Source organism: Streptomyces sp. NPDC008137 (assembly GCF_042957035.1).
GTDB lineage: Bacteria > Actinomycetota > Actinomycetes > Streptomycetales > Streptomycetaceae > Streptomyces.
In genome coordinates, this window is the sequence record NZ_JBIBHN010000018.1 from 37,534 (window position 1) to 49,904 (window position 12,371).

Below are 12,371 nucleotides of genomic sequence, written 5' to 3' on the forward strand. Positions count from 1 at the left end.
CGGATGGCCACCGGCGAGGAGAAGGCGACGGCACCGGCGGGATCCCCCCGGCGGGCCTTCGCCGGCCGGCTGTCCTGGGGGCTGGCCGACCAGGCGGCCTCCAGCATCAGCAACTTCGCGGTGGGGATCTGTGTGGCGCGCTCGCTGGGGGTGACCGCGTTCGGTGTGTTCAGCCTCGCCTGGGTGACGTACGGCGTGGTGCTCAACGTCTCCCGCGGCTTGGCCACCGATCCGCTCGTGGTGCGCTTCAGCGGCGTGTCCGACGCGTCCTGGCGGGGTGCGGTGGCCCGGTCGTCGGGTACCGCCCTCGGCGTCGGTGCCGCCATCGGAGCTGCCTGTCTGGTGGCCGGTCTCGCGCTCGGCGGGCGCGTGGGGCCCGCGTTCGCCTGCCTCGGCGTCATGCTGCCGGGGCTGCTGCTCCAGGATGCCTGGCGGTACGCGTTCTTCGCCGCCGGCACCGGGCGGAAGGCGTTCGTCAACGACGTCGTGTGGGGCGTCGCGCTCGTCCCGGCCATGGTGGTGGCGGCCCGGGTGGGCAGCGTGGCCGCCTTCGTGCTCGCCTGGGGCGCGTCCGCCACGGTGGCCGCCGCGTACGGCTACGTCCAGTCCGGCATCCTGCCCCGGGTGAGCCGGGCCCGCGCGTGGCTGCGCGAGCAGCGCGACCTCGGCTACCGGTACCTGGTCGAGAACGTCAGCCTCAGCGGCGCGAGCCAGCTGCGGGCCTACGGGCTCGGCGCGATCGCCGGGGTGGGCGCGGTGGGCGCGGTGCGGGGCGCCGAGCTCCTGCTCGGGCCGTTCCTCGCCGTGCTGATGGGGCTGTCGCTGGTCACCGTCGCGGAGGCGGCACGGGTGCTGCGGCGGGCCCCGTACCGCCTCGGCCGGTTCTGCCTCCTGCTGGGGGGCGGGCAGGCCGTCGCCGCGCTGCTCTGGGGCGGGGCGCTGCTCCTGATGCCGGACCGGCTCGGCGAGTTCGTGCTCGGCGACGTCTGGCACTCCACCGCCCAGCTCATCGTGCCGGTCACCCTCGGCGTCGCGGGCGCCGGCCTCGGCACCGGCGCGGCGGCCGGGCTGCGCGCGCTCGCCGCGGCCCGGCGCAGCCTGCGCTGCCAGCTGTTCGCCTCCGCCTGCTATGTCGCCGGCGGGCTCGGCGGAGCGGCCCTGGCCGGCACGGTCGGCTCGGCCTGGGGCGTCGCCGCCGCGACCCTCGCCGGCTCGGCCGTGTGGTGGCTCCAGCTGCGGTCGGCCCTGCGCGAGCGCCTGAAGGAACCCATACCTGAAGTGAGGACGTCATGACCGCCCATCCCCGGCTGAGCATCGGCCTGCCCGTGTACAACGGCGAGGAGTACTTGGCCGAGTCGCTCGACGCCCTGCTCGGCCAGACCTACGAGGACTTCGAGCTGGTCGTCTCCGACAACGCCTCGACCGACGGGACCGAGGACATCTGCCGCAAGTACGCGGCACAGGACTCACGCATCCGGTACATCCGGCTGCTTCGGAACATCGGCGCCGCGCCGAACCACAACTACGTGTTCACCGAGTGCCGCGGCGAGCTCTTCAAGTGGGCCTCGCACGACGACCTCTACGCCCGGGACCTGCTGCGGCGCTGCGTTCAGGCGCTGGACGCGCGGCCGGACGTGGTCCTCGCGCACTCCGACCAGGCGGTCATCGACGGCGAAGGGAAGGTGACGGTCCCGTACGAGTACGGGCTCGCCACCGCCTCCCCGCACGCGCCGGAGCGCTTCCGCAGCTTCCTGTTCGAGCCCGGTGGCGACGACTTCTACGGGGTGATGCGGGCCGACATGCTGCGCCGGGTGAAGCCGCACGACAGCTATCACCACGCGGACCGCACGTTCGTCGCCCAGCTCGTCCTGCAGGGCCCCTTCCACCAGGTGCCGGAGCTGCTGTACTTCCGCCGCGACCACCCCACCCGCGCCGAGCGGGCGAACCCTTCCAAGCGTTCCCGGTGCGTCAACCTGGACCCGCGCCGGGCGGGCCCGCTGCACCCGACGCCCCGGCTGCTGGCCGAGTACGTTCTGGGCTTCGTCTCGGCGATCCAGCGGGCGCCGCTGTCCGCGGCCGACCGGCGCGCCTGTTACCGCCACCTGGCCGCGTGGATGACCAGCCGGGTGCGGCCGGGCGCCGGCGAGCGGGTCGAGGACCGCTCCCCGGTCGACCCGGCCGGGCTCACCCTCTCCATCGACGGCCTCGTCGCAGGGCGCGAGGGGCGGCGGACATGAGAACTCCACTACGCGTCGGGGTGTTCGGCCTGCTCGGCTCCGGCAACCTCGGCAACGACGGATCGCTCGAAGCTGTTCTCGGGTACCTCCGCGCCGAGCACCCGGACGCGGTCGTGGACGCGCTGTGCGGCGGACCCGAGGTCGTCACGGCCCGGTACGGGATCGCCGCGACGCGGCTGCACTGGTACCGCGGGGAGTACCGGACCGCGTCACGTGCGGGCGCGATCGTGGGCAAGGGACTGGGCAAACTCGTCGACGTCGTCCGCACCGCCGCCTGGGTCCGCCGGCACGACGTGGTGATCGTGCCGGGCATGGGCGTACTGGAGGCCACGCTGCCGCTGCGGCCGTGGGGCTTCCCGTACTCCCTGTTCCTGCTCTGCGCGACCGGCCGGCTGTTCGGCACCAGGGTCGCGCTGGTCGGCGTCGGCGCCGCCCCGATCCGCGACCGGGCGACCCGTGCCCTGGTGCGCCGGTCGGCGCGGCTGGCCGCCTACCGGTCGTACCGCGACACCCTGTCCCGCGACGCGATGCGGGAGATGGGCGTGGACACCGCGCGCGACGAGGTCCACCCGGATCTCGCGTTCGCCCTGCCGGCACCACCGGCGAGCGGGCCGTCAGGCCCGCCGGGCCTGGTCTGCGTCGGCGTCATGGACTTCCACGGCGGCAACGACGACCGCGGCCGTGCCGAGGAGATCCACCGTCGCTATCTCGACGGGACAACCCGCTTCGTACGGGCGCTGGTCGAGGACGGCAGGCCGGTGCGGCTGCTCACCGGTGACGCGTGCGACGCGCCGGTGGTCGCCGCGATCCTCGACGCGGTGGACTCGCCGCTGGTCACGGCCGCGGAGGCGGTTTCGCTGGCCGATCTGATGAAGGAGACGACGGCAGCCGACACCGTGGTGGCGACCCGGTATCACAACCTGGTCTGCGCGCTGAAGACCGGAACGCCGACCCTCGCCCTCACCTACGCGGCGAAGAGCGACGCCCTCATGGACCGGATGGGCCTCGCCGCGTACTGCCATCCGGCCCGTGAGGTAGACGCCGACCGGCTGCTGGAGCAGTTCCGCGCGCTGGAGAAGCGCTCGGCGGAGCTACGGCAGACCCTGGCGGAGCGGAACCAGGCCGCCGCCCGGCAACTCGCAGCCCACTTCACCGCCTTGACGGCAGCCCTGTTCTCGTCGTTCTCAGCGAAGGAGACTCCATGAAGGCGACCGAAGTCCCGGAGGTGGCGGGCGCGTTCCTCTTCGAGCCGACGCCGTACGCCGACGAACGCGGCTTCTTCTGCCGCACCTTCGACGCCGATGTGGTCCGCTCGGTGGGCCTCGACCCGGACGCCTTCGTCCAGGACAGCATGTCCCGCTCCGTCCGGGGCGTGCTGCGCGGCCTGCACCTGCGCTCCGGCAAGGGCGAGGCCAAGCTGGTGCGGTGCTCGTACGGGAGGATCTTCGACGTCGTCGTGGACCTGCGGGCGGACTCACCGACCTACCGCAACGTGGCCACCTTCGAGCTGTCCGGCGAGACGCAGACGACCCTGTACATCCCGGCGGGATGCGCGCACGGCTTCCAGGCGCTGACCGAGACCGCCGACACCTCGTACCGGATCGACCGCCCGCACGATCCCGCCGAGGACGTGACGATCGCCTTCGACGACCCGGAACTCGCGATCCGTTGGCCGCTGCCTGCCACATCGATGTCCCAGCGGGACCGGGAGGCGCCGAGCCTCGCCGAGGTCCTGAAGCAGAGAGAGAGCTGAAGTCGGCATGGACATTGAGGAGTTCCATCTCCCCCGGTCGCAGGCGGCGAACGAGCGGCTGCACGCAATGGTCCCCGGGGGCGCGCACACCTACGCCAAGGGCGACGACCAGTACCCCGAGAACCTGGCCCCGGTCATCAGCCACGGCCGCGGCGCCCACGTGTGGGACGTCGACGGCAACCGCTACGTCGAGTACGGCTCCGGCCTGCGGTCGGTCAGCCTCGGCCACGCCCACCCGCGCGTGACCGAGGCGGTGCGGCGGGAGATCGACCGCGGCGGCAACTTCGTACGGCCGTCCATCGTCGAGGTCGAGGCCGCGGAACGCTTCCTGGCCACGGTGCCGACGGCCGAGATGGTGAAGTTCGCGAAGAACGGATCCGACGCCACCACCGCCGCGGTACGCCTCGCCCGCGCCGCCACCGGTCGTGCCCGGGTGGCCCTCTGCGCCGACCATCCGTTCTTCTCCGTCGACGACTGGTTCATCGGCACCACGCCGATGGCCGCCGGCATTCCCGCGGCGACCACCGGCCTCACCGTGACGTTCCCTTACGGGGACCTGGCCGCCACGGAGGAACTGCTCAGCCGGTACCGGGACGAGGTCGCCTGCCTGATCCTCGAACCCGCCACCCACACCGAGCCGCCGCCCGGCTACCTCGCCGGACTGCGCGAACTCGCCGACCGGCACGGCTGCGTCCTGGTCTTCGACGAGATGATCACCGGCTTCCGCTGGTCCGAGGCGGGTGCCCAGGGCCTGTACGGCGTCGTCCCCGACCTCTCCACGTTCGGGAAGGCGCTGGGCAACGGGTTCGCCGTGTCCGCGCTGGCCGGGCGCCGCGAGCTGATGGAGCGGGGCGGGCTGCGGCACTCCGGCGAGCGGGTGTTCCTGCTGTCCACCACGCACGGCGCGGAAACCCACTCCCTGGCGGCCGCGATGGCCGTGCAGGCCACCTACGTCGAGGAAGGGATCACCGCCCGGCTGCACGCGCTCGGCGAGCGGTTGGCGGCCGGTGTCCGCGAGGCCGCGGCGAGCATGGGCGTCGGCGACCACGTCGTCGTCCGGGGCCGGGCCAGCAACCTGGTCTTCGCCACCCTCGACGAGAACCTGCAACCGTCGCAGGAGTACCGCACCCTGTTCCTGCGCCGGCTCCTCTCGGGCGGGGTGCTGGCCCCGTCGTTCGTGGTGAGCAGCGCGCTCGACGACGCCGACATCGATCACACCGTCGATGTGGTGGCCCAGGCGTGTGCGGTGTACCGGAAGGCACTGGACGCCGCCGACCCCACCCCCTGGCTGGCCGGACGAGCCGTGAAACCGGTGTTCCGCCGCTCGGTATGAACCTGACGCGACGTCAAGGACGGTCCCGGCGACCGGCGTCGGCCACCCGGTCGACCAGCCACGCGGTCGCCGGTACCACCGCCAGCGCGGTGCACCAGCCGCCGAGGACGTCGGTCGGGTAGTGCGCGCCGAGGGCGACCTGCGCCCAGCCCATGGCGGCGCCGGCGACGAGCGCCGCGGTGAGCACGAGCACCGTGCCGGCCGTCCGGCCGAGGCCGAGCCGGCCGACCGCGAGCAGCGCCGCCACGAGGGCGAGCGCGGTGAGGAAGGCGGTGTGCCCGCTCGGGTAGGACAGGCTGTCGGCGCCGTGAATGGTGCGTCCCACCAGGGGCTTGAGCAGCTTCGTCGTCCCCACGGTCAAGCCTGCGCCTGCGACGACGAACGCCGCCGCGCGAGGGTGGCGAAGCAGCAGGCAGCCCGTCACGGTGGCCACGACCAGCGCCGCCGCTCCCAGGGGCTCCCCCAGGAAGTCCGTGGCCAGAGCGAGGTACCGCCACGGCGGCCGCGCACCGTCGACCGCCGGCTGCATCCACCCGTCCACCGTGCCGGGCTCGCCGTGCCCGGCGTACAGGGCCCCGAGCGCGACGACCATCAGCGCGGCGAGGGCCGCGATCAGCCCGAGCCACACGCGCAGCGCCGGGGGCAGCACCGCGGGCACCGACCGATGGGCGGCCATGACTGCCGGGCGCCAACTCCCCACGAACGAGCCCCCCGTCGTGTCCGACTCGGCCCGCTCGGGCGCCGTCAGTCTCTGGTGGCCACCCTAACCAACAGGCGGTGTCCGGGTACTGAAACCCGATCGCCGGACAGGTCGGCGCTCTGCTTGGCTCGTCCCATGAGCGATCTTCACATCCGCTGCGCGACCCTCCCGGACATCGACACCGTGCTGCGGTTCTGGCGCGAAGCCGCGGAAGGAACCAGCATCAGCGACGACCACGACGGAGTGGCCCGCCTCATCACACGAGACCCCGAGGCCCTGCTCCTCGCCGAGCGCGACGGGCTCCTCACCGGCACCGTCATAGCCGGCTTCGACGGATGGCGCTGCTCCGCCTACCGGCTCGCCGTACATCCGGACCACCGCCGGCAGGGCATCGCCACCGCCCTCCTGGAGGCCGCCGAACAGCGCTTCGCCGCCCTGGGCGGGCGACGCGTCGACGCCATGGTCCTGGAGGCCAACGAACAGGCCCATCACACCTGGGCCGCGGCCGGCTACCACCGCGAGGACCACTGGCGGCGCTGGGTCAAGCCCCTCATCGGCTAGGGCGGGCCCCTCATCGGCTGGGGAGGGTCTCAGGCCGGGGCGAGGACCCCGGCCACCAGCCGCTGGGCGTAGGCGGCGTCGAGGCCGTCCGGGCGGAAGAGGATGCGGTACATCACGGGTGCGACGACCCGGTCGATCACCGTCTCGACGTCGGGTGTCCGCTCCCCGCGTCCGGCCGCGCGGGCGAGGACGAGGCCGATCTGCTCGGCGGCGTAGGCCGAGCACTGGCCGGCGTTGCCGCCGTCCGGGTCGCCGAGCAGGGCGTCGCGGATGTAGGCGCGGCCGGCGGGCGAGGCCATCTCGTCGAGGAACTGCTCGGCCCAGGCCGTCAGGTCGGCCGCCAGGGTGCCGTGGTCGCCGGGCGCGGTGTCGGGCCGCAGGCGCTCGACGGCCACGTCCGACAGCAGTGCCGTCAGGTCGCCCCAGCGGCGGTAGATCGTCGACGGTGTGACGCCCGCGCGCTGGGCGACCAGCGGCACCGTCAGGGCGTCACGGCCCAGCTCCGAGGCGAGTTCGCGCACGGCGGCGTGCACCGATGCCTGGACCCGGGCGCTGCGGCCGCCGGGGCGCACCATCTGTCTGCTCACGGCACCCACCTTAAAGCGAACCCTTTGCGTCTGGGGCGGTGCTCATTCAGGCCGCGGGCGCGAGCTCGCGGGCGGGCCGGGTCTGTTCGTAGGCGTGGCCGACCCGCAGGAGCAGCCTCTCCCCGAGCGGCCGGCCGAGGAGCTGCATACCGATCGGCAGACCCTCGGTGTCGTGGCCGACCGGTACGGACAGGGAGGGCACGCCGGTGATGTTGGCGGGGGCGGAGAGCCGCACAAACGCGTCCGAGACGCCCTCGACGGTGCCGTCGGCCCAGGTGATCGTCTCCTGGCCGGCCCGGACCGCGGTCGCGGGGAGGGTGGGGGCGGCGATCAGGTCGACGTCGCGCAGCATGCTCGCCCACTCCCGCCGCATGAGGGTGCGGGAGCGCTGGGCCCGCAAGTAGTCGCCGGCGGGCATCAGTTCCCCGGCCTCCAGGAGGATGCGGACGTCGGCCTGGTAGAGCTCGGGGACCGTGCGCAGGGTGCTCTCGTGGTAGGCGGTGGCCTCGGGCACCATCAGGCCCCACTGGGTGGCCTGGATGTAGCGGGTCATGGGGATCTCGACGTCGACGAGCCGGGCACCGAGATCCCGGAGCCGGTCGATCGCGTTCCGGACGGCGGCCTCCACCTCGGCGTCGACGTGGTCGAAGTACCAGGTGCGCGGCACGCCGATCCGCAGTCCGGTCAGGTCGGTGCCCTCGGTCGGCCGGTGGTCCGCCGGGGGTGTGGCCAGGGAGGCGGGGTCGCGGGGGTCGTGGCCGGCCAGGGCGTCGAGGACCAGGCCCGCGTCCTCGACGGTGCGGGTGATCGGGCCGACGTGGTCCAGGGACCAGGACAGCGGGGTGACACCGTGGCGCGGGACGAGGCCGTAGGTCGGCTTGAGGCCGACGACCCCGTTGAGCGCGGCGGGGACGCGGATGGATCCGCCGGTGTCGGTGCCCAGTGCGAAGGTGGCGGTGCCCGCGGCGACGGCGACCGCCGATCCGCCGCTGGAGCCGCCGGCGACCCGGTCGAGGGCCCAGGCGTTGCCGGTCTGCGGGGTGGTCAGCCCGTAGGCGAACTCGTGGGTGTGGGTCTTGCCGACCAGGACGGCTCCGGCCGCCGACAGACGGGCGGCGACGGTGCTGTCGGTGCGCGCGCGGTGGCCGGCCCTGACCCGGGAACTGGCCGACGTCGCCAGTCCGGCCGCGTCGATCAGGTCCTTCAGCCCCATCGGGACGCCGTGCAGCGGACCGCGGTACCGGCCGGCCGCGATGTCCTGCTCGGCTTCGAGCGCGGCCCGGCGGGCGCGCTCGGCGGTGACGGTGACATAGGCCCCGAGCCGCGGCTCCATCTCTTCGACGCGCTCCAGCACGGAGTCGGCAAGCTCGACGGGGGACAGCCGCCGCGCCCGGATCAGGTCGGCGGCGGCGCCGAGGGTCAGTTCATACGGCTGCATCGTGGGCCTCCTGTGCGGCGCGATAGGCGGGGGCGGGCGGTGTGTCGCCGAAGTCGAGTTCGCGCAGGACGGCGACCACGGAGTGGATGTGGTCGGCGGTGGCAGCGACCGCGGCGTGCCGGTCGGCCGGCAGGGCGAGCCCGGCGCGGTGGGCCCAGCGGGCTGCTTCCGGGGGTGTGAGTTCGGTGCGGGCCATGGGCTCCCCATGTGAGCGATAAAAGCTAACTGTTTGCGTTAAGTCGACCGTAGGTCCTACGGTCGACTTAACGCAAACCGATTGCTTTAACAGATCGCTTCAAGCGCTCGAGGAGAGACCGATGACCACATGGACCGTGGGCGACCTCACCGTCCACCGCATCGACGAGGTCCTTCTGCCGCCCGCCACCGGACCGTGGCTGCTGCCCGACGCCACACCGGACGTCGTGGCGCGACTGGACTGGCTGCGCCCCCACTTCGCGGACGACGACGGCGTCCTGCGCCTGGACAGCCACAGCTTCGCGTTCACCGCCGGCGGGCTGCGCGTCCTGGTGGACACGGGCATCGGCAACGGCAAACAGCGGGCCAATCCCGCCTGGCACCGCCTCGACACCGACTACCTGCGACGCCTCACCGCCGCCGGCTTCCCCCCGGACTCGGTGGACTTGGTGATCCTCACCCATCTGCACGCCGACCACGTCGGCTGGAACACCCGGGAGGTGAACGGCGCCTGGGTGCCCACCTTCCCGCACGCCCGCTACCTGACCTCCCGCGTCGAGCGGGAGTTCTGGGCCGGGTATGCCATGGACGAGGCCCGCTCGCAGATGTTCCGCGACTCCGTGATCCCGGTGGAGGAGGCGGGGCGGCTCGACCTCGTCGACGTCCCCGCCGAGGGTGCCGAAGTCGCCCCGGGCCTGCGCCTGATCCCGACCCCGGGGCACACCCCCGGCCACCTCGCCGTGGAACTGACCAGTCGTGGACGTAGGGCGCTGATCACCGGCGACTGCGTCCACCACCCCGTCCAGCTCGCCCGCCCCGGCATCGGCGCCTGTGTCGACATCGACCCCGGACAGTCCGAGGTCTCGCGCCGGGGACTGCTGGACTCCCTGGCCGGTACGGACACCCTCCTCCTGGGCACCCACTTCGCCCCGCCCACCGCCGGCCGGGTCGTCGCCCACGAGGGCGCCTACCGGCTCGCGCCCGCCCCCGCCGACTCACCCTGAGCACCCCCGCGGAAGGACTTTGCCCATCCTTTAACCTTGGATGGCCACTCGGTTCTGCATGAAAGGTTGTGAGCGTCCGCCCATGGGCGAGCCTCCCCGTGCGCGACACCGCGCGTTCCGCCCCGTCCTGGAGAACCATGGAACGGGGGTGAACCGATGACCGAAGTGCTCCTCCTCCTGGCGGCGATCCTGCTCTCGCTCGCCTGCGGCGCCTTCGTGGCGGCCGAGTTCTCCCTCACCACGGTCGAGCGCGCCGAACTGGAGCGGGCGGTGGAGCGCGGCGAGCGGGGCGCGCAGGGAGCGCTGAAGGCCGTACGGAGTCTGACGTTCCAGCTGTCCGGGGCGCAGCTCGGCATCACCGTCACGAACCTGGTCGTCGGCATGCTCGCCGAGCCGTCGATCGCCGCGCTGATCGCCGGGCCGCTGGAGGACGCCGGTGTCTCGCGCTCGGCGTCGCACAGCCTCGCACTGGTGCTCGGCACGGCCGCCTCGACGGTGTTCCTGATGGTCGTCGGCGAGCTGGTTCCGAAGAACTGGGCGATCTCCTCGCCGCTGACCGTCGCCAAGACCGTGGGCAACGCCCAGCGCTGGTTCAGCGCCGCGTTCCGGCCCTTCATCACCCACCTCAACAACACGGCGAACCGGGTGGTGCGCCGGATCGGCGTGGAGCCCGCCGAGGAGCTGGCGTCGGCGCGGGGGCCGCAGGAGCTGGCGGCGCTGGCCCGTCACTCGGCCAAGGAGGGCGCCCTGGAGGCCGACACCGCCGAGCTGTTCGTGCGGACGCTGAACCTCGCCGACCTGACCGCGGAGAACGTGATGACGCCCCGGGTGCAGGTCGTCGCCCTAGAGGTGCAGGCGACCCTGGAGGACGTGGCGAACGCGACCCGGGCGACCGGGCTGTCGCGGTTCCCCGTCTATCGCGGCACCCTCGACTCCGTCGTCGGGACCGCGCATGTCAAGGACGTACTGGCGGTACCGGCCGAGCGCCGGACCCGGATCTATGTCTCCGAGTTGATGCGCGAACCACTGCTGGTCCCGGAGACACTCACCGTCGACCGGCTCCTGGACCGGCTCTCCGGCAAGCGCACGATGGCCGTCGTGATCGACGAGTACGGCGGTACGGCGGGCGTGGCCACCCTGGAGGACATCGTCGAGGAGGTCGTCGGCGAGGTGCGCGACGAGCACGACCCGCACGAGCTGCCGGACCTCGCCCCGGCCGGCACGGACGAGGCCGGGCATGCCCTGTACTCGGCCGACGGCTCCGCGCGCGTGGACCACCTGGAGCGGGTCGGGCTGCGGGCGCCGGAGGGTCCGTACGAGACGCTGGCCGGGCTGGTGGCGACGGTGCTGGGCCGGATACCGGCCGCCGGTGACACCCTCGAGGTCGCCGGCTGGCGGATGGAGGTCCTGGACGCGACGGGCCGCCGGGCGGCGCGGGTCCGGCTGCGGGCGCCCCTCGACGACGAGAAGCCCGACGAGAAGGGAGCGGAGCTGTGACCGCGGTACAACTGCTGATCGGTCTGGCGACGCTCGTCGTCAACGCCTTCTTCGTCGGTGCCGAGTTCGCGCTGATCTCGGTGCGCCGCAGCCAGATCGAGCCCTACGCCGACCGGGGTGACCGGCGCGCCAAGAGCGTGCTGTGGGGCCTGGAGCACGTGTCGGCGCTGATGGCCGCCGCGCAGCTCGGCATCACGCTGTGCACGCTGGTGCTGGGTGTGGTGGCCGAGCCCGCGATCGCGCATCTGCTGGAGCCGGTGTTCCACGCGGTGGGCGTGCCCGAGGGCGCGGGGCACGCGGTCTCCTTCGTGATCGCGCTGTCCCTGGCCACGTATCTGCACATGCTGCTCGGCGAGATGGTGCCGAAGAACATCGCGCTCGCCGAGCCGGTGCGCAGCGCGCTGGCGCTCGGCCCGCCCCTGGTCGCGCTGTCCCGGGCACTGCGCCCGGTGATCTTCACGATCAACGCCTTCGCCAACACGCTGCTGAAGCTGCTGCGCGTGGAGGCCCGGGACGAGGTCGCCGCCTCCTACTCGGACGCCGAGATAGCGCAGATCGTGAAGGACTCCAGCCAGGCCGGCCTCATCGACGACCGCGCCCAGGAGCGGCTGCACGACGCGCTGGAGCTGGGCCGCCGCCCCGTGCGCGACGTGGTGCTGCCGCTGGAGAGGGTGGTGTACGCGAGCGTGGGCGTCACCCCGGACGAGCTGGAGCAGCTGACGGCGGAGTCCGGGTTCTCCCGGTTCCCGGTGGTGGACGAGGGGCGGCGGATCGTCGGCTATCTGCATGTGAAGGACGCCCTGGACGCCGTGGGGCGCGATGTGCCGTTCCGGCTGCGGGACATGCGGCCCATCGCGCGCGTGCGGGAGCACACACCACTGGACGACGTCCTCACCGCGATGCGCGGCAGCCGCACGCATCTCGCGGCGGTCCTCGGTGAGGACGGACGGCTGGCCGGTCTCGTGACCATGGAGGACGTGCTGCGGGAGCTGTTCGGCCAGCGCACGTGAGGGGGCTCTCGCCGGCTGACCGACTGCTGGGTATGTGCACGGGATATCATTTTCGC

Annotated in this window: 13 protein-coding genes; 9 read left to right on the top strand and 4 right to left on the bottom strand. The window is 73.0% G+C overall.

Features of this window, described 5'->3' with window-relative positions:
• The first annotated feature begins 3 nt into the window (after positions 1-3).
• Genes ACFZBT_RS25540 through ACFZBT_RS25560 form a run of 5 tightly spaced genes read left to right on the top strand, consistent with a single transcriptional unit; the run spans position 4 to position 5,323 of the window.
• Positions 4-1,293 (top strand): hypothetical protein, encoded by a 1,290-nt coding sequence (locus ACFZBT_RS25540; protein ID WP_391107874.1) that lies wholly within the window; start codon positions 4-6, stop codon positions 1,291-1,293.
• Positions 1,290-2,237 carry a glycosyltransferase gene (locus ACFZBT_RS25545; RefSeq protein WP_391107541.1) on the top strand — a complete coding sequence of 316 codons (948 nt, stop codon included), beginning with the start codon at positions 1,290-1,292 and terminating at the stop codon, positions 2,235-2,237. Before ACFZBT_RS25540 ends, ACFZBT_RS25545 begins: the two co-directional genes overlap by 4 nt.
• Complete coding sequence (locus ACFZBT_RS25550) at positions 2,234-3,442, top strand: polysaccharide pyruvyl transferase family protein (RefSeq protein WP_391107544.1); 1,209 nt, start codon at positions 2,234-2,236, stop codon at positions 3,440-3,442. The genes ACFZBT_RS25545 and ACFZBT_RS25550 overlap by 4 nt, the downstream gene beginning before the upstream one ends.
• Positions 3,439-3,990, top strand: coding sequence for a dTDP-4-dehydrorhamnose 3,5-epimerase (gene rfbC, locus ACFZBT_RS25555; RefSeq protein ID WP_391107547.1), 552 nt, complete (start codon positions 3,439-3,441; stop codon positions 3,988-3,990). The genes ACFZBT_RS25550 and rfbC overlap by 4 nt, the downstream gene beginning before the upstream one ends.
• 7 nt (positions 3,991-3,997) lie before the next feature.
• On the top strand, positions 3,998-5,323 hold the full coding sequence (locus ACFZBT_RS25560; protein WP_391107550.1) for a glutamate-1-semialdehyde 2,1-aminomutase: 1,326 nt from the start codon (positions 3,998-4,000) through the stop codon (positions 5,321-5,323).
• 13 nt (positions 5,324-5,336) lie between these two features.
• Here the strand turns inward: ACFZBT_RS25560 and ACFZBT_RS25565 are convergent, their stop codons facing one another.
• Positions 5,337-5,999, bottom strand: coding sequence for a phosphatase PAP2 family protein (locus tag ACFZBT_RS25565; RefSeq protein WP_391107554.1), 663 nt, complete (start codon positions 5,997-5,999; stop codon positions 5,337-5,339).
• 159 nt (positions 6,000-6,158) lie between these two features.
• Between ACFZBT_RS25565 and ACFZBT_RS25570 the strand changes: the two genes are divergently transcribed.
• A complete protein-coding gene (locus ACFZBT_RS25570) occupies positions 6,159-6,584 on the top strand; it encodes a GNAT family N-acetyltransferase (protein WP_391107556.1) in 426 nt (141 codons plus the stop codon).
• Positions 6,585-6,613: 29 nt separating this feature from the next.
• Here ACFZBT_RS25570 and ACFZBT_RS25575 read toward each other — a convergent pair whose 3' ends face one another.
• The 3 genes from ACFZBT_RS25575 to ACFZBT_RS25585 are packed head-to-tail and all read right to left on the bottom strand — an operon-like array spanning position 6,614 to position 8,805.
• Positions 6,614-7,159, bottom strand: a complete 546-nt coding sequence (locus ACFZBT_RS25575) for a TetR/AcrR family transcriptional regulator C-terminal ligand-binding domain-containing protein (RefSeq protein WP_391107877.1) — start codon at positions 7,157-7,159, stop codon at positions 6,614-6,616.
• Between the two features lie 58 nt (positions 7,160-7,217).
• Positions 7,218-8,609 carry an amidase family protein gene (locus tag ACFZBT_RS25580; RefSeq protein WP_391107559.1) on the bottom strand — a complete coding sequence of 464 codons (1,392 nt, stop codon included), beginning with the start codon at positions 8,607-8,609 and terminating at the stop codon, positions 7,218-7,220.
• A complete protein-coding gene (locus tag ACFZBT_RS25585; protein ID WP_391107561.1) occupies positions 8,596-8,805 on the bottom strand; it encodes a hypothetical protein in 210 nt (69 codons plus the stop codon). The genes ACFZBT_RS25580 and ACFZBT_RS25585 overlap by 14 nt, the downstream gene beginning before the upstream one ends.
• Positions 8,806-8,926: 121 nt before the next feature.
• On the opposite strand from ACFZBT_RS25585, the gene ACFZBT_RS25590 reads away from it, so the two are divergent.
• From ACFZBT_RS25590 to ACFZBT_RS25600, 3 genes are all read left to right on the top strand, one after another.
• The gene (locus tag ACFZBT_RS25590; RefSeq protein ID WP_391107564.1) at positions 8,927-9,808 is read left to right on the top strand and encodes an MBL fold metallo-hydrolase; all 882 of its coding nucleotides are present in this window, start codon (positions 8,927-8,929) and stop codon (positions 9,806-9,808) included.
• A 156-nt stretch (positions 9,809-9,964) separates the two neighbouring features.
• A complete protein-coding gene (locus tag ACFZBT_RS25595; RefSeq protein ID WP_391107567.1) occupies positions 9,965-11,305 on the top strand; it encodes a CNNM domain-containing protein in 1,341 nt (446 codons plus the stop codon).
• Positions 11,302-12,315 carry a CNNM domain-containing protein gene (locus tag ACFZBT_RS25600; protein WP_391107570.1) on the top strand — a complete coding sequence of 338 codons (1,014 nt, stop codon included), beginning with the start codon at positions 11,302-11,304 and terminating at the stop codon, positions 12,313-12,315. Before ACFZBT_RS25595 ends, ACFZBT_RS25600 begins: the two co-directional genes overlap by 4 nt.
• The last annotated feature ends 56 nt before the right edge of the window (positions 12,316-12,371 follow it).

Excerpts from the sequence above, each read along its gene's own strand:
- ACFZBT_RS25540 (WP_391107874.1), top strand. The coding sequence starts at position 4 with ATGGCCACCGGCGAGGAGAAGGCGACGGCACCGGCGGGATCCCCCCGG.
- ACFZBT_RS25545 (WP_391107541.1), top strand. The coding sequence starts at position 1,290 with ATGACCGCCCATCCCCGGCTGAGCATCGGCCTGCCCGTGTACAACGGC.
- ACFZBT_RS25550 (WP_391107544.1), top strand. The coding sequence starts at position 2,234 with ATGAGAACTCCACTACGCGTCGGGGTGTTCGGCCTGCTCGGCTCCGGC.
- rfbC (WP_391107547.1), top strand. The coding sequence starts at position 3,439 with ATGAAGGCGACCGAAGTCCCGGAGGTGGCGGGCGCGTTCCTCTTCGAG.
- ACFZBT_RS25560 (WP_391107550.1), top strand. The coding sequence starts at position 3,998 with ATGGACATTGAGGAGTTCCATCTCCCCCGGTCGCAGGCGGCGAACGAG.
- ACFZBT_RS25565 (WP_391107554.1), bottom strand. The coding sequence starts at position 5,999 with ATGGCCGCCCATCGGTCGGTGCCCGCGGTGCTGCCCCCGGCGCTGCGC.
- ACFZBT_RS25570 (WP_391107556.1), top strand. The coding sequence starts at position 6,159 with ATGAGCGATCTTCACATCCGCTGCGCGACCCTCCCGGACATCGACACC.
- ACFZBT_RS25575 (WP_391107877.1), bottom strand. The coding sequence starts at position 7,159 with ATGGTGCGCCCCGGCGGCCGCAGCGCCCGGGTCCAGGCATCGGTGCAC.
- ACFZBT_RS25580 (WP_391107559.1), bottom strand. The coding sequence starts at position 8,609 with ATGCAGCCGTATGAACTGACCCTCGGCGCCGCCGCCGACCTGATCCGG.
- ACFZBT_RS25585 (WP_391107561.1), bottom strand. The coding sequence starts at position 8,805 with ATGGCCCGCACCGAACTCACACCCCCGGAAGCAGCCCGCTGGGCCCAC.
- ACFZBT_RS25590 (WP_391107564.1), top strand. The coding sequence starts at position 8,927 with ATGACCACATGGACCGTGGGCGACCTCACCGTCCACCGCATCGACGAG.
- ACFZBT_RS25595 (WP_391107567.1), top strand. The coding sequence starts at position 9,965 with ATGACCGAAGTGCTCCTCCTCCTGGCGGCGATCCTGCTCTCGCTCGCC.